Here is a 20,824-nt window from a genome sequence, read left to right on the forward strand (position 1 = left end):
GGTAGCAGGCGAAAACTTCTGGAGCTATGGGCAGATTTTCGGCAGATGGACTCTTTTTGATTACGTTGAGCTACATATTTATGACTGGATTGGTATCTCGCTATTGCATTGCCTGGCAGCTGAAACCGAGGTGGTGCTTTTGGCGGCTCTTTATAGGTCTTGCTAAAAAGCCTGTCTGAAAAGCCGGTATGGATTGCCGTTGCGGATTGGGCTGTTGGCTTATTCTGTTTGCCGATGAATGGAAACAACGGCTTTGGCCGGATGACACCGACTGGCTTGATCGCCTGCTGGCGTTTGATCACTGCTGCTGGAATCCGTGGAGCGGTAACACCTGTTACCTTAGGTAGCGTTTTTGTGGCTGGGTGAGGGAGCCTTGTCTGGTGGTTGAGGGTGTTTCGGACGGATTATCTATTCACAGTGACATAATTCACTGAGTCTGCCGGGGATTGGCTGTTTTTGCCCTGTGGTGGCTCGGGTGGTGTTTTTGATGATCAGCAAACCGGCAGGTGTGTTTTATTTTGGTGCGCTGTGCTTCATAAATGCGCCAGGTTGGGGTGTTTTTGCTGGAAAAATGCCTGTTCAGGTCAAAAAGCTGGCTTGATAAATGCTTGAACATTCAAGCAGCTGGATTGCTTGATATAAGTCAAATAGCCGCATTTCTGCGGTTTCTCCCCCTTATTTTTATTTTCCAAAGGAACTGGGCCTTAGTCTGGCATCATTTCTGCATCATAATTTCACATATAAATCATCAATTCATATTTGAAACAAAGAGTGATTCCAATGACCACAACCAGCCCTATGTATGTCGTCTCCGAATCCGACGGTAACCAGCCTGCTGCAACTGCGAGCAAGGCTCGGGTTGCTGATGTAACTCCAACCCGGGTGGAAATCGAATTTCGTGGCGTCAGCAAGGCGTTCCCGCGTAAAGGCCAGAAGGATGCGCCTGCGGTGGTCAAGGATCTTACGTTCAGCATCCGCAAGGGTGAAGTGGTATCGCTGATTGGCCCTTCCGGTTGTGGCAAAAGCACCTTGCTTAATATGGGCAGTGGTTTGTACAGCCCGACCACCGGCACTGTGATGGTGGCTGGTCAGGAAGTCAAAGGCCCGGTCAAGAAGGTTGCCTTTATGCTGCAGAAAGACCTGCTGATGCCATGGCGCACGATCGAAAAAAACGTCGAGGTCGGTCTGGAAATCGCCGGTATGCCGAAGGCGGAACGTCGTGCCATCGCGACCGAAATGCTCGGCAAATGTCACCTGGCCGGTTTTGAAAAACATTATCCGTTCCAGCTGTCTGGCGGTATGCGTCAGCGCGCCGCGCTGGCTCGCACGCTGGCGATGAAACCGGATGTGCTATTCCTCGATGAGCCGTTCTCGGCACTCGACGCCCAGACCAAAATGGTGCTGCAACAGGATCTGGCCCGCACCCTTTATAACGAGCAGAAGACTGCTCTCTTTATTACCCACGATCTCGCCGAAGCGGTTGCACTGTCTGACCGCATTCTGGTGATGAGCGCCCGTCCGGGCACCATCATCGAAGAGATCGACGTCAATTTGCCAATGCGTGACAACCCGCTGGAGCGCCGCAAGCTGCCAGAAACCGGCCCCTTGATTGGTCGTTTGATGGAGCTGCTGCATGTCGGTGAAGAAGGTTCCATGCATTGATCGTCTCGTTCTGCTTTCAGTAACACCCACTCAAATCGCTAGAAAGACCGACTGCAACTACTAGGAGAACACCATGAAGCTATTTGGCAAGACGTTCGCCCGGGCCGCTATGGTCAGCGCCGCCGTGCTTTGCTCAGCCATGTCCCAGGCTGAAGATGCGTTGAAGGAAATTACCTACCTGATGCCGGCACCACCAACCCTGCCAGCGTTTGCACCCTGGACCCTGGCCCAGAGCAAGGGTTATTTCGCGGAAGAAGGTCTGAAAGTGAATTTTGTCACCGCCCGCGGTGGTGTTGACGTTGCCAAGCAGATTGGTACCGGCAATGCCATGGTTGGTGGCGCGATTGGCGATACACCACTGATCGTACGTGCCAACGGTATTCCGGTGAAAGCCGTTGCGGTACTGGGTTCCGGCAGCCTGACCGTACTGGCGACCGGTGACAGTGCTGGCATCAAGTCCGTCACCGACCTGAAAGGCAAGACAGTGACTGTGCTGTCCTACGCCGACACGACCTATTACGCGCTGCTGGCAACCCTGAAGAAATACGGCCTGACCAAGGACGACATGAACATTCAGGCCGCTGGCCCGGCTGGTGTCTGGAAGCTGTTTGCGACCGGTGATGCCGATGCCATGGCCGGTGCGCCGGACTGGGTTGTATCCGTGCAGGACAGCGGTCGTGACATCAGCGTGGTGCCAGAGAAAGACATGTTCCAGAGCATGGCACAGGCGATTCTGGCCTCTGACGACGCCATCAAGAATCACCCGGACATCGTCCAGGGCGTGGTAACTGCGACGCTGAAAGGTATGCGCGACATCATGGCCGACCCAAAACAGGCCGCGATGGACTTTGCTTCCGCCGTGCCTGCCTTTAAAGGTCGTGAAGATTACCTCGAACGGGCGTTCGCTCTGTTTAACGAGCGCGTTTACAAGAATCCGCCAATGCCGGGTGTGATCGATGAAGAGCGTCTGGGCGAAGTCGCCAAGTTCTATCTGGCCGAAGGTATCGTCAAGACCGAAGTACCACTGAAAGACCTGTTCACCAATGAATTCGCCAAGAATGCGCGCCCTGGCACCGTAGCCGACTTCTCGTCTACCAAGCCGCACATTCAGGTGACCACCCGTGAAGACCGTCCATAAGACGGGATTGGAGAAAGCTGTATGAATAACCGAACTGTGATTGGTAGCGTCTGCATCCTGCTGCTGTTTCTGGCGTCGTGGGAATGGGGTCCCGGCGTAATGGGAATGCCGGAATACGTGTTGCCGAAACTGAGCCGCGTATGGAGTGAGTTCTTCGTTATGTGGGACAACAGCGACCTGCTCAAACACACCCTGGTCACGGCGGCAGAAGTGCTGCTGGGCTTCGGAATCGGTGCTTTGCTGGGTGTCGCCATTGGCGTGGTGCTGGGCTTGTCCCCAGCCACCGAAGCCATGCTGTCACCCTATATTCTGGCGCTGCAAATTGCCCCGAAAGTGGCGTTTGCGCCGCTGTTTGTGATGTGGCTGGGTTACACCATCTATCCAAAAATCCTGGTGGCGGTGCTGATTGTGTTCTTCCCGGTGATGATCAACGTGCTGTCAGCAGTACGGGCAGTCGACCCGGACATGATCAACCTGATCCGCATCATGAACGCCAGCCGCTGGCAGCTGTTCCGGCTGGTGGAGTTTCCGTCAGCCATGCCAGCCCTGTTTTCCGGCCTGCGCATCGCCTCCACGCTGGCTGTAATTGGTGTCACCGTCGGTGAGCTGGTGGGTGGCAACCTGGGTCTGGGTTACCTGCTGGTTGACTCTGAAGGCCAGGGCAATACCGCCGGGGTGTTTGTTGCCATCGTTGGGCTGACCGTGATCGGAATCGTTGCCTACGCCGGGGTGGTCTTTGCCGAAAAACGCATGCTGCACTACATGCCAAAAGCCAACCTGGTTACGGCGTAAGGAGCAGACCATGAGTGCTGATCTGACACTGCCTGCTGACTTGTTGAACGGCCGTAAGGTACTGGTTACCGGTGCCGCTCGCGGACTGGGTTTTGCTTTCGCCGAACAGATTGCCCGTGCCGGTGCGCGGGTAGTACTGGCGGATATTCTGGCCGAACAGGTACAGCAATCAGCCGCGCAACTGCGCGAGCTTGGGCTGGACGTGCATGCGGTGACCATCGATGTGCGTGAGCTGCAATCGGTGCAGGCCGCGGTAACCGCTGCGGTGGCCTGGCTCGGTGGCCTTGATGGTCTGGTTAACAATGCTGCCATCACTAACTCGGGTGGCAAAACCACGGAAGAGCTGGATATCGATACCTGGGACCGGGTAATGGAAGTCAACGTTCGTGGTTGCTGGCTGGTGACTAACGCCTGTTTGCCAGCGCTGCGTGCCAGTCAGCGCGCTGCGATTGTCAACCTGGCGTCGGACACCGCGCTATGGGGCGCGCCGAAACTGCTGGCCTATACCGCCAGCAAGGGTGCCGTGATGGCCATGACCCGCACGCTGGCAACCGAACTCGGCGACGACGGCATTACCGTCAACGCCATTGCTCCCGGTCTGGTGGCCGTTGAAGCCACCGAATACGTGCCGGAAGACCGCAAGCAGCTGTACCGCCAGCAACGTCCGCTGAAGCGTACCCAGCTGCCTGAAGATGTATGCGGCGCGGTGATCTTTGCGCTGTCGGACTTATCCCGCTTTATCACTGGCCAGACGCTGCCCGTTAACGGCGGCTTCGTGATGCCATAACGGCGTCTGGAATCTCAGCAGGAACGAATTATGAGTGTATTGGGAATCGATGAAATTACCTACGGTGTCGAAGACATGGCAGCCTGCCTGCGCTTCTTCACTGACTGGGGCCTGACCCTGCAAAGCGAGTCTGAGGCCGAGCTGGTATTTACCACCCTTAACGGTGGCCGGGTACTGATCAAGCCGCTGGATGCCGCCGATCTGCCGCCTGCCATTGAAGACGGCCCAAGCCTGCGCGAAGTGGTGTGGGGCGTCGAGTCAGATGAAGACCTGGCACGCTTTGCCGACAAGATGGCCAGCCAGCCGGGTTATTTCTTCAAGGATGGTCGCGCCGGTTGTATCGACCCTAACGGCGTTGGGGTACGGCTACAGAAAACCATCAAACAGGACGTCGAAATTGCCTGTGTCGGCCATAACAGCTGGACCGAAAAAGGCCGGGTTAACCAGCCCAGCCCGATCTACGACAAGGCCACTCCGATTGAAGTCGGTCACGTGGTGTTTTTCGTCAGTGACGTGGTGGCCTGTGAAGCCTTCTACCGTGATGTGCTGGGCTTTGTGACTTCCGATCGTTACCCCAACAAGGGTGCCTTCATGCGTTGCGCCGACATTGGTGGTCACCACGATATCTTTTTGCTGCAACGGCCAGACGGCAAGGCCGGCCTCAACCACGTGGCCTTCACCGTACGGGACATTCATGAAGTATTTGGCGGCGGCATGAACATCGCCCGCCTTGGTTGGGAAACCGAACTCGGCCCTGGCCGTCACCCGATTTCCTCCGCCTTCTTCTGGTACTTCAAAAACCCGGCCGGTGCGCTGGTGGAGTACTACGCCGATGAAGACGAACTGACCGCCGAATGGCAGCCACGGGAATTTGAGCCGGGCCCAACCGTGTTTGCCGAATGGGCCATCTCTGGCGGTATCGACGGCAACACCCGTCGTCAGGCCAAGGCGCCAGTGGCTGCCAGCGGCACCTTTATTACCGCCCGCGAGAAGCAATAAGGGAGTCGCCCTGTGAGTGATGCAATGAGCGCTAACACCGACAACACCATGCTGCTGACCGTGCTGCTGAAGCACGACCAGAGCAAGAATCTTGATGACATCCAGAGCCATATGAAACAGATGGACTGGTGGGAGCGGTTCCCGGTGGAAGGCGTTGAAATCGTCTCCTGGACCGTCGCCATGGGGCTGGGCCAGATCGTTACGCTGCGCCTGCCACCGGCGCTGTTACCGAAAATCAACGTTGAGCTTGAGCGCTCGGCGTGGGGCGTATTCCGCACCGAATGCTACCCGACTTACGACTTTGTACCGGTACGCGAAATGATCCGCGAACGGGTACGTAATGGCGGCCAATAAGAGCCTGTAACCAGGGCTTTTAACCACAGCTGACCGTCAACAGGAATTGGAGGACACACATATGACTGATCGTTACCTGGAGCCGCATCAGGCTCGTACCCGCGACAACACACCGTTTGAGGACCTGCTGGCTGATTCCATCGAACGGGCGTTTGCCGAACAGATTCATGACCTGCCAACGCTGGTGGATTTCCTTAACCGGGTCGGGCCGCCATGCCCAACTGAGTCCGGTCTGTGGACCGCAGATTCCTACCAGACCCTGATGAGCAAGCTCGGCGAATAAGTCAGCAGAGGAGACGAGATCATGACCCTTATTCAAACCAGTGCCGATCCGGTTGAAAAAATTCTCCAGCAAGGCCTCAAGGACCGCTGGTATCCAGTGTTGCCAGCCAGCCAGCTGACCATCGAAAAGCCGGTGTCACGCCGTATTCTGGGATACAAGATTGCCCTCTGGCGTGACCAGAATGGTGTTGCCCACGCGGTTGAAGATCACTGTCCACACCGTGGTGCACCGCTGTCGCTGGGTGCCAATCTGGGTGACCGTTTGCAGTGCCCATACCACGGCGTTGAAGTGGATTGCACTGGCAAGGTTCGCAAGGTACCAGGCTCTCCCGGTTGCAAGCTCGACGGCAGCCGTCCAACCCGCATGTTCCACGTTCGTGAAGTGGCCGACGTTATCTTCCTTTACAACGCCACCGATCCGCATCTGGAAACTCCGCCGGAGCTGATCCTGCCAGAGCAGCTGACTTCCGCTGAATTCTCCAGCTTCCTCTGCTACTGCGAGTGGAAGTCCGATTACCGCATGGTGATTGATAACGTCGCTGACCCGATGCACGGGGCTTTCTTGCACAAGATGTCGCACTCCATGTCGGAAGGTGAAACCGAAGCCAAGTTCGTCACCACCGACACAGACCACGGCTTTATCTTCGAGAAAGAAGGCCAGCGCGGCGTCAACTTCGACTGGAGTGAGTTTGCCGACACCAGCCTGTTCTGGCAGCGACTGGAAATTCCCTATCCAAAAACCGGTGGCCCGGGCGGTAACTTCCACATCATCGGCATGTACGTACCGATCAATCCGCAACTGGCAGCGGTATTCCACTGGCGTTGTCGGCCACTGACCGGCTGGCAGAAAGATACCTGGCGTTTCCTCTACAAGAACCGTCTGGAAGCCCGTCACTGGCATGTACTGGAGCAGGACCGCGTCGCACTGGAAGCGATGGAGCCAGATGCTAACCAGCGCGAGATTCTGTATCAGCACGACCTTGGCCTGGTGCGCCTGCGTCGTTACATGAAAAACCTGGCCAAGCAGCAGCTGGAAAACCAGCAGTCCTGATCAGGCGTTAGTAACAGGCCAGTAACCGTAAGGAAAAAACCATGAGCCAACCGACCGTACAACACATCAGCGCCAGCAAGGTGCCCGAGCTGGCCACTGCCAGCTGGTCTAACGCCTTGCAGATTGGCGGTGAACTGGTGACCTCCGGCATGACCGGCCACCCTGCCACCCGCATGGCAGCGGAAGACGGCCTGCCGCTGGATGCCTACCAGCAAACCCTGCTGGTGCTCGGCAAGATCCGTGATCTGGCCGAGGCGGCCGGTGGCCATATTGGCAATATTTACCGCCTTACCGTGTACGTCACCAACATCGCCGACAAGGACGACGTAGGTCGTGCCCGCAAGGACTTTTTTGCCAGCCAGCAGGTGTTCCCGACCTCGACCCTGGTGGAAGTTTCCGGGCTGGTGTTCCCGGAGCTGTGTGTGGAAATCGAGGCCGGTATCAACCTCGATGTTGACCTGCGCACACTGACCAAACAGCCCGTCGCTAATTGACGGCAACAAGATTAGAGAGAACTGCCATGAGCACTGAATTTCTGACGGCACTGGTTTACCAGATTCGCTACGAAGCCGAAGGCATCATCAGCGTGGAATTGCGGCCCGAAGCTGGCGCTGCGGATTTCCCGGCTTTCACCGCCGGTAGCCATATCGACCTGAAACTGCCCAATGGCATGACCCGCAGCTATTCGCTGTACAACTCACCTGCAGAGACCAACCGCTATGTGGTCGGCATTCTGCGCGACAAGAAAAGTCGTGGTGGTTCGGAGTGGGTTCACAAGCAACTGCGGGTGGGAATGCGCTTGCCGATTGGCGCGCCGCGCAATGCTTTCCCGCTGGAAACCGCTGCCAACAACAGCGTGCTGGTGGCTGGTGGTATTGGTATTACGCCAATCCTTTGTATGTTTCGCGAGCTGTTGCAACAGGGCAAGACGGCTGAGCTGATCTATTGCGCCCGCGCCCGTGGTGAGGCGGCGTTTATCGACGAAATCTGCCAGCTGGTTGAACAGTACCCGACAGGCAAGGTGACCTTCCGCTTTGACGAAGAAGAGGGCACGCCGCCGAATCTCGAACAGCTGTTACACGGCCGGGACCCGCAGACCCACTTCTATTGCTGTGGCCCAACGCCGATGCTGGATTCGTTTGAAGCCACCTGTGAACGGCTGGGTTATACCGAGGTACACATCGAGCGGTTTGCGCCGGTGGAAATTGCCGCCTCAGCCGATGCCCGCTCCAGCTATGTGGTGGAACTGGCGAAGTCGGGCGAAACCCTGCAGATCAATCCCGGCGATGTGTTGCTGGAGCGACTGGAAGAAGCCGGTGTGGCGGTTGATTGCTCCTGTCGCGAAGGCGTCTGTGGTGCCTGTGAGGTCGCTGTCCTGGAGGGTGAGATTGATCACCGCGACGGCGTTCTGACCAAGGCTGAAAAAGCCGCCAATAACACCATTATGATCTGCGTATCCGGCTGTAAATCCGAACGTCTGGTACTGGATTTGTAACGTATTTTTATTCCCCTGCAGTCGCCGTACGACGGCTGTAGGGACAAAGGCGACGAAGACGTCGCAGTGGCGGAAGTTTGATCTTGACCGAACGCCTTAATCCGCCTAGCATGTTTCAAATAAAGATCAGTGTTTTAAATATAAAACAATGATCAAAGGGAAAGGCCACTAACCGGCCATCGCAAGACCGGCAACACAGCACCTGATCAGCACGACCGCCGTAATTAAAGAAGCAGGAAAAAGAGGCGCAGACCTCGGCACGACCAAAGACAAAGATACGGATGAGCACAGCAACTAGGGGGCGTTCTCAATTATTAAGCGGGACCTGCTGAGAGCCAGCTGGTTTCAGAACAAGGCAGGAGGAATGTGGTTTAGCGAGCTAAACAAATGACGAATAACGCAGTGTCTGGAGCCAGCTGGCCTCAGCCCGAAGGGTCAGGGCCAAAAGTCTGCCATGCTGTGTTGTTGAATTTGTAAAGGACTCGCCATTCCCCGCATTCAACGCCTTGCCTGACAGGCTTTTTTCACCTGACAGGCCTAGCCGAATAATTGAGAACGCCCCCTGGGTCAAGGAATGACACAAGGGTGCAGCAGAAATAGCGGAAGGGTAAGTCCCTGAACACTGCGAACAAAACAGAGGAAAACAGCATGTCCGAAACATTCGCAACCTGGATCAAACCGGAAGACAAAAGCCTGGCCGACTTTATGGAAGGCCGTATTGCCCGCAAGGAAGAACGTACCTACGACTTCAACGCGCTCAAGTTCCAGGCTGACTACGACCCCAAATACCGTCGTGCCCAGATGCGTTACATGGGTACCGGTGCCGCTGGTGTGACCAGTGATTCCAACACTGTGCCTGCTGAGCACTTCACCTTCTCCAACATGGTGTTGCCAGCCGGTTGTGAAGGTCCGCTGCACCTGCACGAAGATGCTGAAGAAGTGTTCTTCATGATTCGTGGTTCCATCCGTCTGTTCCTCGAACTGAACGGCGAAACCTGCGAAACCATTCTGAAAGAACGCGACCTGGTGTCTGTGCCTCCCGGTATCTACCGTGGCCTGCACAACTACACCCAGGAAGATGCGGTAATGGCCGTGATGATTGGTAATCCGAAGCCTGAGATTCCAACCTATCCAGCCGATCACCCGCTGGCCAAAATCAAACGCGAAAAAATGTAAGGAACTGGTGCTGCCATGTTAACCCGGATGCTTGAAGATTTGCCGTTACAGACCTGCCAGTTGGCCGATGGCCGCACCCAGGCATGGCGCGAATCTGGCAAATCATCGGAACACGGCCAAACGCTGGTGCTGTTGCATGGCATCAGCTCCGGCTCGGGTTCCTGGGTCCAGCAACTGGCAGCACTGGGTTCTGCTGAACGCAAGGTCATGGCCTGGGATGCCCCGGGTTATGGCGGCAGCGACGAGCTGGCGACCACCAGACCAAGCGCGCTGGACTATGCCGAACGGCTGGCCAGCTGGCTTGAAAGTCAGGGCGTTGAACGCTGCTGGCTGGTCGGTCACTCGCTCGGCGCCATGATTGCTTCAGCCTTTGCCCGTCGTTATCCACAACGCTTGTCTGGCCTGTTGTTGGCCAGCCCGGCGCAGGGATATGGCAAGGCCGACGCTCAAACCCGAGAGCAGGTGTTCCGCAAACGCCCGGATGTCTTGCAGCAACTGGGGCCGGAAGGTCTGGCACAAAAGCGGGCAGCGGCACTGGTATCCCCCAATGCCAGTGCCGATCAGGTGGCTTTGGTCGCCGATGGTATGAAGAAATTACGGCTGGCAGGTTTTACCGCCGCCTCCTGGTTGCTGGCCAATGACGACATCTGGTCGTATTTGCCCGTCGACTCGGAACCCCGTCGGGTGATTTGTGGTGGTGCTGATGACATCACTCCACCGACGGCCGCAAGACAATTGGCACTGGACTTTGGTGCCACCGAATTTGTTGAAATCCCGGCAGCCGGCCACGCTTGTTATATCGAGGCGGCTGATCAGGTAAATCAGGTGTTGCTGGAGTGGTTATCGACCACAGTGACGGCAACATCCCGGCAGACAGGTAGTGTGTTATGAGTTTTATGTTGCAGGATCGTGTGGTGGTGGTGACCGGTGGTTCCTCCGGTATTGGTCTGGAAACCGTGCGGTTGTTACTGGCCGAAGGCGCCAAAGTGGCCTGGTGTGGCCGTGATGCCGACCGTCTGGCGGCCTCTGAGACTGCCATCAAGGAAGCATTCCCGAACGGCCAGTTCATGACCCGCATTTGCGACGTATTAAAAGCGGACGACGTTGAGGCCTTTGCCGCCGCCGTCGCCAGCGAACTGGGTAATGCCGACTGCCTGATCAACAACGCCGGTCAGGGCCGGGTTTCCGGTTTCGACAATACCAGTGACGAAGACTGGATGGCCGAAACCAGCCTCAAGCTGTTTGGTGTGATTCGGCCGGTACGGGCCTTTATCAATCAGCTGCTGGCATCGGATATCGGCTCCATTACCAACGTTAACTCGCTGCTGGCGAAACAGCCTGAACCCCACATGATGGCCACCTCGGCGGCCCGTGCGGCACTGCTCAACTTCACCCACACGCTGGCGCACGAATATGCCGCCAAAGGTGTAAGGGTAAATTCGATTTTGCTCGGTATGGTGGAATCTGGTCAGTGGCGTCGCCGTTATCAGGAGCGTTCTGACACCGAGGCCAGCTGGCAACAGTGGACCGGTGCCATCGCCGAAAAACGTGGCATTCCGATGGGACGGCTGGGACGGCCGGAAGAGCCAGCGCGGGCGCTGGTATTCCTGGCGTCGCCACTGGCGTCCTATACCACCGGCGCGACACTGGATGTGTCCGGCGGCTTTGGCAAGCAATTGTAACCAGCAGCGTAACCGGGGCGGGTACAGCAGCATGAAAAAGATAATGATGATTGGTTTCGGCGCGATGGCCGAAGAAGTTCTGAAACTGCTGCCAGCGGATCTGGCAGTCGGTTGGGTGGTCACTACCGAACGCAGCTGCGAGCGTGTGCGCCAGCAACTGGCCAGCCAATACAAGGCCAGTGATGTGCAGGTCATTACGGCTATCGCGGACTGTGACGGCCAGCCGGATCTGGTGCTCGAATGTGCTGGTCAGCCCGGTGTGCGTGCCCACGGTGTCGATGTGCTGCGTAACGGCTGGGACCTGCTGATGATTTCCGTTGGTGCGCTGGCCGACCCGCAACTGGCCGATCAGCTGTGTGCTGCGGCGACCGTTGGCAACGCCCGTCTGCATGCTTTGCCTGGCGCCATTGCCGGTATTGATGGCTTGTCGGCCGCCCGCGAAGGTGGCCTGGATCAGGTCACCTACACCTGCCGCAAGAGCCCACAAAGCTGGAAGGGCAGCCCGGCCGAACAAATGATCGACCTCGACAAGGTTGAGCAAGCCCAGGTGTTTTTTGAAGGTTCGGCCCGTGAAGCGGCGCTGACTTTCCCGGCCAACGCCAACGTTGCTGCCACCATCGCGTTGGCCAGCATGGGTCTCGACGATACCCGTGTGCAGTTGATGGTCGACCCCGAAACCCGCAGTAACCAGCACCTGATCAGTGCCAACGGTCGCTTCGGTGAAATGAATATCCAGCTGGCTGGCAAGCCACTGGAAAGCAATCCGAAAACCTCAACGCTGGCGGCGTTGAGTGTGGTACGTGCCTGTCGTCAGAGTGTGTCGACCATAGTTATATAAGCGGTTATTTAACGGCTATTTAAACCGGTTAGCTAACGACCGTTATTCACTCTGGTCAGCAGCAGACCGCCAGATAAGTTAATCGCTCGAACCCGAATTTCAAAACGATATTCCCGGATGGGAAGGGGAGCCCCTTGCCGTTCGACAGCTAAAAACCTTGAGGAGGCTTTTAATGCTCAAGCCGATTTACATCGCAGGTGAATGGAAAAACGGCCGTGGTGGTGTGCGCACCAGCGTTTTCCCGGCCGATGGCAGCATCAACGCTGAAATTGCGACCGCCGGTGCCGAGGATGTCGAAGAAGCCGTCCGGGTGGCCGAAGCCGCCTGGCGTAACCCGGCCTGGCGCAACAGCCTGCCGCACGAGCGTGCTGCGATCCTCTACAAGGTTGCCGACCTGATTACTGCTAGCGCGGCGGAATTGTCGGCGCTGCAAACCCGCGACAACGGCAAGCCGCTGGCGGAAACCATGGGACTGGTGATGAGTGCTGCTGGTACTGCCCGCTATTTTGCGGCGGCCTGCGAAACCATGGACGAAAGCCTGCCAAGCCAGCGTTCACGGGAATTCATGACCGCCAGCGTGCATGAACCCATTGGCATTGTGGCAGCGATCACACCCTGGAATTCACCGATTGCCAGCGAGATGCAGAAGATTGCCCCGGCGCTGGCAGCTGGTAACGCAGTGATCGTCAAACCGGCTGACGCCACGCCGTTGGCGGCGCTGGAACTGGCCAAACTGTTTGAGGAAGCGGGCTTGCCAAAAGGCTTGCTGAGCGTACTGCCGGGCCGTGGTTCGGTGGTGGGCGAAGCGCTGGCGAAACATCCTCTGGTGCGCAAGATTTCCTTTACCGGTGGCACCAGCACCGGCCGTCACCTGGCGCATATCGCCGCTGACAAACTGATCCCGACGTCACTGGAGCTGGGTGGCAAGTCGCCGACCATCGTGCTGGAAGATGCCGATATTGAAATGGCTGCCCGTGGCGTTTGTTACGGCATTTTCAGCTCCGCTGGTCAGGCCTGTATCGCCGGTGCCCGGCTGTTTGTACACCAGAAGGTTTACCAGCCATTTATGGCACGACTGTTAGAGCTGACCCGTGGCCTCAAGGTGGGTCACCCGGAGCATCCGGATACCCAGATTGGCTCGCTGATCAGCATGGCGCACCTGGAAACCGTTGCCGGTTTTGTTGAACGTGCCCGCGCTGACGGTGGTGAGGTGCTCTGTGGTGGCCAGCGCATCACCGGCAAAACGGCCGACTGTGACTACGATGCCGGTAACTTCTATGAGCCGACCATCATTGCTGGCCTCAGCAACAGCAGCTACGTCTGTCAGGAAGAAATATTTGGCCCAGTATTGGTGGTGCTGCCGTTTGACGATGAGCAGGACCTGATCGGTCAGGCCAACGACAGCGTGTTTGGTCTGGCGGCCGGTATCTGGACCGAAAACTTCCGCAAGGGCTGGCAGCTGGCACGGGTGTTAGAGGCTGGCACCGTGTGGATGAACACCTACAAGAAATTCTCGATTTCAGCACCGTTTGGTGGCTTCAAGGAAAGCGGCCTGGGCCGTGAAAAAGGCCGCCAGGGGATTCTGGAATACATGCAACAGAAGAGCATTTATGTCGGTTTGAGCGATCAGCCAAACCCATGGGCCTGATGGCAACCCGCCGCAATTTGTTGGAGTTATAGCTATGAAAGAAAAAGTTACCGTCGGCGAAGTCGTTGCTCGTGTACTGGAAGCCCATGGGGTCTCTGATGTGTATGGCGTGATTTCGATCCACAACCTGCCAATCGCAGACGCCATTGGTCGCCGCAACAAAACCCATTTTGTCTGTGCCCGCGGCGAAGCTGGCGCCGCCACCATGGCCGACGCTCACGGCCGTTTCAAAGGTCTGGGCGTGTGCCTGACCAGCACTGGTGCCGGTGCCGGTAACGCCATTGGTTCATTAATTGAAGCCTGCAACGCTGCCAGCCCGTTGCTGCATCTGACCGGTCAGGTGGAGTCCACCTATCTGGATCGTGATGCCAGCTTTATCCACGAAGCCAAGGATCAGCTGACCTTCCTGCGGGCTGCCAGCAAGGCCGCTTACCGTATTACCCATCCTGAACAGGTGGTCGGTATTTTGTGTGAAGCCATCCGGGTTGCCCGCACTGTGCCAATGGGTCCGGTGAGCGTGGAAATTCCGATTGATGTGCAAGCCACCGAAATGGAATTGCCCGCCAACCTGGGGCCGATTGCGGTGCCTGCCATGCCACAAGCCAACTACGACGTCCTGGCGGATCTGCTGGCGCAAGTGAAAGCCGCCAAACGGCCGGTCTTGTGGGTCGGTGGTGGTGCCAACGAATCACTGGCAGAAGTGAAAGCACTGGCCGACAAGGGGATTCCGGTACTGTCGACCACCCATGCCCGTGGTCTGCTGGCGGATTCACATCCACGCAGCCTGCGTGCTTTTCACAACAGCCCGTCGGTGAAAAAATTGCTGGAAGAAGCCGATCTGGTGCTGGTTGCCGGTTCGCGTCTGCGCAGCAACGAAACCACCAGTTATTCGACTAGATTTGGTCGCCCTCTGATCCAGATCGACGCCCATCCAGGTGCCTACAACCGTAACTACCAGGTTGACCAGTTTATCTGTGCCGACTGCAAGCCGGTGCTGGGTTATCTGGCTGAACACCTGCAAGACAAAACCGATGCGGCCTACGACGAGCAAATCCAGCAGGCGGTCAAACAGGCGGAAAGTGGCCTGATCGAACAGGTGGGTAACTACGCCAACCTCTGTCAGGCACTGCGTGATGCGCTGCCACAAGACGGTATTTTTGTTCGTGACATCACGGTGTCTGGTTCTACCTGGGGCAGCCGTCTGCTGCCGTTCGAGAAGCCAAACCAGAACATCCACTCGCTGGCTGGTGCTATTGGTCTGGGTCTGGCTCACGGCATTGGTACTGCCAAGGCCAACCCGGGCAAAAAAGTCGCCACCATCGTTGGTGACGGCGGCCTGATGCTGGGCATTGGTGAAATGGCCACCATGGTGCAGGAAAACACCGACATGGTGCTGATCGTTATGAACGATGGCGGTTACGGTGTGATGCGCGGTATCCAGAACAACTACTTCGGTGGCCGTCAGTACTACAACGAATTGCACACCCCGGATTACAGCCAGGTTGGCAAGGCCATGAACATGGCCAGCTGGCAGGTGGGCTCAGTGGAAGAATTCTCCGCAGCTATCGAGGCTGCCATCGCACTGGATGGCCCGGCAGTAATTGAAGTGGATATGTCGAAAGTCGGCCCGCTGGAGTTCGCTGGTCCGCCGCAGAAAAAGTTGTATTAAGCGGAGCTGTCTCATGGAACTGCCTGCTGCTGATATGCGTATCGAGAAAGACCTGCTGGGTGAGCTGGCGGTGCCAGCCGCCGCCTATTACGGTGTGCAAACCCAGCGCGCCCGCGACAACTTCAACCTCAGCGGGGTGACGCTGTCGCACTTCCCCAAACTGGTCAACGCGCTGGCGATGGTGAAACAGGCCTGCGCCTTGGCCAACAACGAACTGGGCTTGCTCGACCAGCCACGTTGCGACGCCATTGTTGGCGCCGCCAACAAGGTGATTGAAGGCCAGTATCACCAGCAGTTTGTGGTCGACATGATTCAGGGTGGCGCGGGTACTTCCACCAACATGAACGCCAACGAAGTGATCGCCAACGTTGGCCTTGAGCTGATGGGCAAACAGCGGGGCGAATACCAGTTCCTGCACCCGAATAACGACGTCAACAAGGCGCAGTCGACCAACGACGTTTATCCAACGGCCGTTCGACTGTCGATTCTGCTCAGTCACGGTGATCTGGTCGAATCGCTGGCCAGCCTGCAGCAGGCGCTGCGGGTTAAAAGTCACGAGTTTGCCGATGTCATCAAGATGGGCCGTACCCAGTTACAGGACGCGGTGCCCATGACTCTGGGGCAGGAATTTGGTGCCTGGGCATCCACGCTGGGTGAAGACGTGCGGGTAATTGCCTCGCTGTCGGAGCTGCTGAAAGAGGTCAACCTCGGTGGTACGGCGATTGGCACCGGCATTAACGCCGATCCGCGTTATGGCAAACTGGCGATCAAACACCTGTCCGAAATCAGTGGCTTCAGCTTCAGCCAGTCGGAAGACCTGATTGAAGCTTCTTCCGATATGGGCGCCTTTGTGCTGTTCTCGTCGATGCTGAAGCGGCTGGCGATCAAGCTGTCGAAGATCTCCAACGACCTGCGACTGCTGAGCATGGGGCCACGTGCCGGACTCAACGAAATCAACCTGCCGCCGCAACAGCCGGGCAGTTCGATCATGCCGGGCAAGGTCAATCCGGTGATTCCGGAAGCCGTGAACCAGGTTGCCTATCAGGTGGCAGGCCATGATCTGGCGATTTCAATGGCGGCGGAAGCCGGCCAGTTGCAGCTCAATGCCATGGAACCCCTGATCGCCTACAACATCCTCGAATCCATGCGGCTGCTGAAACGCGCCATGATGATGCTGGAGCAACGCTGTGTGATTGGCATTACCGCCAACCGTGATGTCTGTGCCGCCATGGTGCATAACTCGATTGGTCTGGTGACCGCGCTGAATCCGTACATTGGTTATGACAACGCTACCCGCATCGCCCGCCGGGCCCTGCACGAAAACCGTGGCGTTATCGAACTGGTGGAAGAAGAGCAGCTGCTGTCGTCGGAACTGCTGCAACAGATCTTACAGCCGCAACGGCTGATCTATGCCTTGCAGGAACCGGCCTCTGCCTGAGGCCGGTTGACTCTTTTCTGGTCGTTTTGATGAAGATGGTGTCTGGCGCTTGTGCGCCAGGCGTCGTCTGCTTCCTGTCCTTGCTGCGGTTTTGCTGAGCAGCTGATTTGGGCAATTCTCCCGCCAGAATGCCGCTTTCAGGCCATTGTTCGTGAGCTTTCAACCGACAATATCGTTGCCAGCCGGTATATTCTGGCTCTGGCCAGAGCCGCTATAGTGAATAGTGGCGGTAGATTGTGGCTGCGACGGAACTGTCAGGGGAGTGATCATGCAGGCTGAACATATCGAGATTCTGGAATTTCTGCGCCAGCACCAGCCATTTACCGAGCTGGATGACAAGGTGCTGCAGCGGATTGCCGAACATACCGATGTGACCTATTACAAGGCCGGTACCCAGATTCTGGCCTTTGGTGAGGAGATCACCGACTGGCATGTGATCCGCAGCGGCGTGGTGGAGGTCTATCGGCGTTCCGGTGAGCTGTACGACCGTTTGACCACTGGGGGCTATTTTGGCCAGTTCGGCTTGCTGCGGAATAACCGCATTCGTTTCCCGGCGCGGGCGCTGGAAGACACGCTGGTGTATCTGATTCCTGAAGCCATGTTTACCGAGCTGTTTGAAGAGCATGAAAACTTTGCCGATCAGGTTGAGGTGGAAGACCGCAGCCGGTTGCGGCAGGCGGTGGCCCGTCAGATTGATGGCAATCAGCTGATGAGCGCCGAGGTCGACAGTCTGATTCAGCGTGAGCCGCAGTTGGTGACGGTATCGACACCGGTACGGGATGCGGCGATCCGCATGTCGGAAGCTGGCGTCACCTGTGTGTTGGTGGTGACTGAGTCAGATCAGCCGCTGGCGGCCAGCCGGCTGGTGGGCATTGTCACCGACAAGGACATTCGTAATCGTCTGGTGGTGCCGGGGCTGCCGTACGACACGCCGATCGAAGACATTATGAGCGGCTGTATTGCCAGTGTTGAGCACAGCCAGTTTGTGTTCGAAGCCATGCTGATGATGCTGCGCTACAACGTCCACCATTTGCCGGTGATGCGCCATGGCATTCCGATCGGGGTAATTGCGTTGCCGGATGTGATTCGTTACGAGTCGCAGAACAGCCTGTTTGTGGTGCGCAATATCTTCAAGGCCAAAACCGTTGAAGAGCTGGCGGCGTTGCAGCCGGAAGTGAAAGCCTGTTTCAGTCGGCTGGTGGCGGAAGACGCCAACTCACGCATGATAGGGACTTCGATGGCGGTGATTGGCCGCAGTTTCAAACAACGGCTGCTGGAGATGGCGGAAGCCGAACTGGGGCCGCCACCGGTTCCTTATTGTTTTCTGGCACTGGGGTCGATGGCGCGGGAAGAGCAGCTGATTGTGACCGACCAGGACAACGCCATGATCCTGGATAACGCTTACAACCCGAAAGAACACGAAGCCTATTTTGTCGCGCTCGCCAAGTTCGTCTGCGACGGTTTACATGCCTGTGGTTATGAATATTGCCGGGGCGGCATTATGGCGACCAATCCGAAGTGGCGCAAAACCCTCAAACAATGGCAGCAGGCGTTTGTCGACTGGATTGAAAACCCGGTGCAGGAAGTGCTGCTCAACAGCTTTATCTTTTTTGATATGCAGGGCGTCTGGGGTGAAACCCAGTGGGCTAGCCAGCTCACCGGGCTGGTGGCTGAGAAGGCCATGCATAATCCCATGTTCCTCGCCTGTATGGCCCGCGGCGCGCTGGGACGCACACCACCGCTGGGGTTCTTCAAGGGCTTTGTGATGGAAAGTGATGGTGACCACAGCCGTTCGATCAATATGAAACGCCGTGGCACTGCGCCGCTGGCGGATCTGGTGCGGGTGCATGCGCTGGCGATAGGTTCTCGGGCACACAACTCGTTCGAGCGACTGCAGGATCTGATTGCGGCGGATTATCTGCCGGAAGGTCAGGGGCCGGACTTGCGGGATGCGCTGGAGATGCTGGCAATGGTGCGGATTCGCCATCAGGCCAAGGATCTCGAAGCCGGGCGGGTGCCCGACAACAGTATCGAACCGGATAACCTGTCGGACTTTGAACGCAAGACCCTGAAAGACGCTTTCCAGATCGTCAGTAACGCGCAGAAGTCACTGCGGTTCCGTTATCAGTCTGTGAGGGCTTACGGATGAGCCGGTTTCAACAACGACTGATGGCTAATTTGTCGCCTTCCGGGCGGCTCAGTTGGCCAGAACTCTATGCCGCCCAGGCGCGCAATTCACGGCATCCGGCGTTGCGGGATTTTTATGCTGCCGGAGTGCCTGACCCCGGGACGCCGCTGGCGGAGGTGCCACTGGTGGCGATTGATTTTGAAACCACTGGGCTGGATGCCAAGACCTGTGACATCGTCAGCATCGGTCTGGTGCCGATGACCATCAAACGGATTTACAGCAGTCAGGCGCGCCACTGGATCGTACGGCCACGTACTGACCTGTCGACCGATTCGGTGGTGGTGCATGGCATTACCCACAGTGATGTGGATGCGGCGCCGGACCTGAGTCAGCAGTTGGACGAAGTACTGGAGCAGCTCAAGGGCAAGGTGGTGGTGGCCCACTGCTGTGCGATTGAGCGGAATTTTCTGGATAAGGCCGTGCGGGCACGCTGGGGTGATGGCATTCGTTTCCCAATGCTCGATACCATGCAGCTGGAAGCGGATCTGGTGCGTCAGCCAACCCTGATCGAGCGCGTGTTTGGTGCTCACAAGAAGTCGTTGCGACTGGGTGACGCCCGCGAACGTTATGGTTTGCCTTTCTACCACCCGCATCATGCCCAAACGGATGCGCTGGCCTGTGCCGAGCTGTTGCAGGCACAAATCGCCAGTCATTGTTCACCAACTGTCTCTATTGCCAGTTTGTGGTGCTGACAATACAGTCAATTCTTGCTATTTCATCACCATACTAACGACTGTTTTATACTGGAAATCTGTAATGGCTAGTTTTGCGACCCATCTGGGTGGCGCTGCTGTGGCAAGTGCCATGGCTTCTTCGTTGCTGGTAGTGGCTGATCAGGCCTCGCTGGCGACGGCTGCAGTCTTGTTTGGACTGGGCATGTTGGGTGGCATTTTGCCGGACGTGGATTCTGATACGTCGCGGCCGGTGGTATGGATTTTCAATGCCTTTGGCACGCTGGCGGCAACCATCACCTTATGGCTGTTAGTGCCCTATGTGAGTTTTGACTGGTGGCCGCTGTGTTGTTTGTGGGGCGCGATGGCAGCGGCCTATGCACTGGCCGGGCCGGTGGCGATGCAGGTATTTTTCCGGCTGACGGTGCATCGCGGGGTTTTGCATTCGCTGCTGGCGGCCTTGAGCAGTGGTTTGCTGACGACGGTGCTGGTGTCCTGGCTACCGGCCAGTGACGGTGGTTTTTGTTGGCAGGCAGGAATCTTTGTGGCCGGTGGTTTTGTGGTGCATCTGCTGCTGGATGAAATCAGTGCGGTGGACTTTAACGGCATGCGATTGAAAAAATCGTTTGGTTCTGCCCTGAAGCCACTCAGCCTGGACAACTGGCAGGGCAGCCTTGGGCTGGCAGTGTTGTGTCTGGTGTTGCTGGTGCTGGCACCAGCGCCGCAGGAGGGCGTCAGTCTGAGTGCCTGGTTGGGTGGTCGGTTGGATGGTTTGGCTTACAGCAGTAATTGGGGACGCCGATTACTGGAATGGTTACCGTCCTGACAAAGCTGTCAGGTTGGCACAAATAGAGGTCAATTCATCCGGCCAGATGGCTGGGCTGGCCTATATTCAAGGCTGGCCGTGGCAACAGTTTGTATTGTGCTGCTGTCTGGGTATTGTTATGGCTCAGA

General features: G+C 57.1%; 20 protein-coding genes. All 20 read left to right on the forward strand.

Going from position 1 to position 20,824, the window contains the following annotated elements; translation table 11 throughout:
* Positions 1-780 precede the first annotated feature (780 nt).
* The 20 genes from K6123_RS06930 to K6123_RS07025 all read left to right on the forward strand — a co-directional run bounded on the left by K6123_RS06930 (position 781) and on the right by K6123_RS07025 (position 20,696).
* Positions 781-1,662: an ABC transporter ATP-binding protein gene (locus K6123_RS06930; RefSeq protein WP_221795686.1), complete on the forward strand. Its 882-nt coding sequence runs from the start codon at positions 781-783 to the stop codon at positions 1,660-1,662.
* Between the two features lie 73 nt (positions 1,663-1,735).
* A complete protein-coding gene (locus K6123_RS06935) occupies positions 1,736-2,800 on the forward strand; it encodes an ABC transporter substrate-binding protein (protein WP_221795689.1) in 1,065 nt (354 codons plus the stop codon).
* A 21-nt stretch (positions 2,801-2,821) separates the two neighbouring features.
* Positions 2,822-3,592: an ABC transporter permease gene (locus K6123_RS06940; protein WP_221795693.1), complete on the forward strand. Its 771-nt coding sequence runs from the start codon at positions 2,822-2,824 to the stop codon at positions 3,590-3,592.
* A 10-nt stretch (positions 3,593-3,602) separates the two neighbouring features.
* On the forward strand, positions 3,603-4,379 hold the full coding sequence (locus tag K6123_RS06945; RefSeq protein ID WP_221795696.1) for an SDR family oxidoreductase: 777 nt from the start codon (positions 3,603-3,605) through the stop codon (positions 4,377-4,379).
* A 30-nt stretch (positions 4,380-4,409) separates the two neighbouring features.
* Positions 4,410-5,378 (forward strand): VOC family protein, encoded by a 969-nt coding sequence (locus tag K6123_RS06950; protein ID WP_221795698.1) that lies wholly within the window; start codon positions 4,410-4,412, stop codon positions 5,376-5,378.
* 12 nt (positions 5,379-5,390) lie between these two features.
* Positions 5,391-5,732 carry a hypothetical protein gene (locus K6123_RS06955; RefSeq protein WP_281423917.1) on the forward strand — a complete coding sequence of 114 codons (342 nt, stop codon included), beginning with the start codon at positions 5,391-5,393 and terminating at the stop codon, positions 5,730-5,732.
* A 61-nt stretch (positions 5,733-5,793) separates the two neighbouring features.
* A complete protein-coding gene (locus tag K6123_RS06960; RefSeq protein WP_221795701.1) occupies positions 5,794-6,015 on the forward strand; it encodes a recombinase-like helix-turn-helix domain-containing protein in 222 nt (73 codons plus the stop codon).
* A gap of 21 nt (positions 6,016-6,036) precedes the next feature.
* Entirely contained in the window at positions 6,037-7,065 is a 1,029-nt protein-coding gene (locus K6123_RS06965) for an aromatic ring-hydroxylating oxygenase subunit alpha (protein ID WP_221795702.1), read from the forward strand.
* Between the two features lie 41 nt (positions 7,066-7,106).
* Entirely contained in the window at positions 7,107-7,559 is a 453-nt protein-coding gene (locus K6123_RS06970; protein WP_221795705.1) for a Rid family hydrolase, read from the forward strand.
* Positions 7,560-7,585: 26 nt separating this feature from the next.
* Entirely contained in the window at positions 7,586-8,560 is a 975-nt protein-coding gene (locus K6123_RS06975; RefSeq protein WP_221795708.1) for a PDR/VanB family oxidoreductase, read from the forward strand.
* 648 nt (positions 8,561-9,208) lie between these two features.
* The gene (locus tag K6123_RS06980) at positions 9,209-9,736 is read left to right on the forward strand and encodes a cupin domain-containing protein (protein ID WP_221795710.1); all 528 of its coding nucleotides are present in this window, start codon (positions 9,209-9,211) and stop codon (positions 9,734-9,736) included.
* A gap of 15 nt (positions 9,737-9,751) precedes the next feature.
* The gene (locus K6123_RS06985) at positions 9,752-10,627 is read left to right on the forward strand and encodes an alpha/beta fold hydrolase (RefSeq protein ID WP_221795713.1); all 876 of its coding nucleotides are present in this window, start codon (positions 9,752-9,754) and stop codon (positions 10,625-10,627) included.
* On the forward strand, positions 10,624-11,418 hold the full coding sequence (locus K6123_RS06990; protein WP_221795716.1) for an SDR family oxidoreductase: 795 nt from the start codon (positions 10,624-10,626) through the stop codon (positions 11,416-11,418). Before K6123_RS06985 ends, K6123_RS06990 begins: the two co-directional genes overlap by 4 nt.
* Positions 11,419-11,449: 31 nt before the next feature.
* Complete coding sequence (locus K6123_RS06995) at positions 11,450-12,256, forward strand: aspartate dehydrogenase (protein ID WP_246624675.1); 807 nt, start codon at positions 11,450-11,452, stop codon at positions 12,254-12,256.
* 172 nt (positions 12,257-12,428) lie between these two features.
* Positions 12,429-13,904: an aldehyde dehydrogenase gene (locus tag K6123_RS07000; RefSeq protein ID WP_221795722.1), complete on the forward strand. Its 1,476-nt coding sequence runs from the start codon at positions 12,429-12,431 to the stop codon at positions 13,902-13,904.
* A 34-nt stretch (positions 13,905-13,938) separates the two neighbouring features.
* Positions 13,939-15,573 carry a thiamine pyrophosphate-binding protein gene (locus K6123_RS07005; RefSeq protein ID WP_221795725.1) on the forward strand — a complete coding sequence of 545 codons (1,635 nt, stop codon included), beginning with the start codon at positions 13,939-13,941 and terminating at the stop codon, positions 15,571-15,573.
* Positions 15,574-15,586: 13 nt separating this feature from the next.
* Positions 15,587-17,011 carry an aspartate ammonia-lyase gene (locus K6123_RS07010; protein WP_221795728.1) on the forward strand — a complete coding sequence of 475 codons (1,425 nt, stop codon included), beginning with the start codon at positions 15,587-15,589 and terminating at the stop codon, positions 17,009-17,011.
* A 268-nt stretch (positions 17,012-17,279) separates the two neighbouring features.
* Entirely contained in the window at positions 17,280-19,160 is a 1,881-nt protein-coding gene (locus tag K6123_RS07015; RefSeq protein WP_221795731.1) for a DUF294 nucleotidyltransferase-like domain-containing protein, read from the forward strand.
* On the forward strand, positions 19,157-19,891 hold the full coding sequence (locus tag K6123_RS07020; RefSeq protein ID WP_246624676.1) for a 3'-5' exonuclease: 735 nt from the start codon (positions 19,157-19,159) through the stop codon (positions 19,889-19,891). The genes K6123_RS07015 and K6123_RS07020 overlap by 4 nt, the downstream gene beginning before the upstream one ends.
* Before the next feature lie 64 nt (positions 19,892-19,955).
* Complete coding sequence (locus K6123_RS07025; RefSeq protein ID WP_221795734.1) at positions 19,956-20,696, forward strand: metal-dependent hydrolase; 741 nt, start codon at positions 19,956-19,958, stop codon at positions 20,694-20,696.
* Positions 20,697-20,824: the final 128 nt, after the last annotated feature.

The sequence above is a fragment of the Oceanobacter mangrovi genome (assembly GCF_019740315.1).
Classification (GTDB): Bacteria; Pseudomonadota; Gammaproteobacteria; order Pseudomonadales; family Oceanobacteraceae; genus Oceanobacter; species Oceanobacter mangrovi.

Bases quoted from the DNA above. Each gene is read 5' to 3' on its own strand.
- K6123_RS06990 (WP_221795716.1), top strand. From the start codon at position 10,624: ATGAGTTTTATGTTGCAGGATCGTGTGGTGGTGGTGACCGGTGGTTCC.
- K6123_RS06930 (WP_221795686.1), top strand. From the start codon at position 781: ATGACCACAACCAGCCCTATGTATGTCGTCTCCGAATCCGACGGTAAC.
- K6123_RS06970 (WP_221795705.1), top strand. From the start codon at position 7,107: ATGAGCCAACCGACCGTACAACACATCAGCGCCAGCAAGGTGCCCGAG.
- K6123_RS06980 (WP_221795710.1), top strand. From the start codon at position 9,209: ATGTCCGAAACATTCGCAACCTGGATCAAACCGGAAGACAAAAGCCTG.
- K6123_RS07010 (WP_221795728.1), top strand. From the start codon at position 15,587: ATGGAACTGCCTGCTGCTGATATGCGTATCGAGAAAGACCTGCTGGGT.
- K6123_RS06935 (WP_221795689.1), top strand. From the start codon at position 1,736: ATGAAGCTATTTGGCAAGACGTTCGCCCGGGCCGCTATGGTCAGCGCC.
- K6123_RS06940 (WP_221795693.1), top strand. From the start codon at position 2,822: ATGAATAACCGAACTGTGATTGGTAGCGTCTGCATCCTGCTGCTGTTT.
- K6123_RS06945 (WP_221795696.1), top strand. From the start codon at position 3,603: ATGAGTGCTGATCTGACACTGCCTGCTGACTTGTTGAACGGCCGTAAG.
- K6123_RS07015 (WP_221795731.1), top strand. From the start codon at position 17,280: ATGCAGGCTGAACATATCGAGATTCTGGAATTTCTGCGCCAGCACCAG.
- K6123_RS06985 (WP_221795713.1), top strand. From the start codon at position 9,752: ATGTTAACCCGGATGCTTGAAGATTTGCCGTTACAGACCTGCCAGTTG.
- K6123_RS06960 (WP_221795701.1), top strand. From the start codon at position 5,794: ATGACTGATCGTTACCTGGAGCCGCATCAGGCTCGTACCCGCGACAAC.
- K6123_RS07025 (WP_221795734.1), top strand. From the start codon at position 19,956: ATGGCTAGTTTTGCGACCCATCTGGGTGGCGCTGCTGTGGCAAGTGCC.
- K6123_RS06975 (WP_221795708.1), top strand. From the start codon at position 7,586: ATGAGCACTGAATTTCTGACGGCACTGGTTTACCAGATTCGCTACGAA.
- K6123_RS07020 (WP_246624676.1), top strand. From the start codon at position 19,157: ATGAGCCGGTTTCAACAACGACTGATGGCTAATTTGTCGCCTTCCGGG.
- K6123_RS06950 (WP_221795698.1), top strand. From the start codon at position 4,410: ATGAGTGTATTGGGAATCGATGAAATTACCTACGGTGTCGAAGACATG.
- K6123_RS06965 (WP_221795702.1), top strand. From the start codon at position 6,037: ATGACCCTTATTCAAACCAGTGCCGATCCGGTTGAAAAAATTCTCCAG.
- K6123_RS07005 (WP_221795725.1), top strand. From the start codon at position 13,939: ATGAAAGAAAAAGTTACCGTCGGCGAAGTCGTTGCTCGTGTACTGGAA.
- K6123_RS06995 (WP_246624675.1), top strand. From the start codon at position 11,450: ATGAAAAAGATAATGATGATTGGTTTCGGCGCGATGGCCGAAGAAGTT.
- K6123_RS07000 (WP_221795722.1), top strand. From the start codon at position 12,429: ATGCTCAAGCCGATTTACATCGCAGGTGAATGGAAAAACGGCCGTGGT.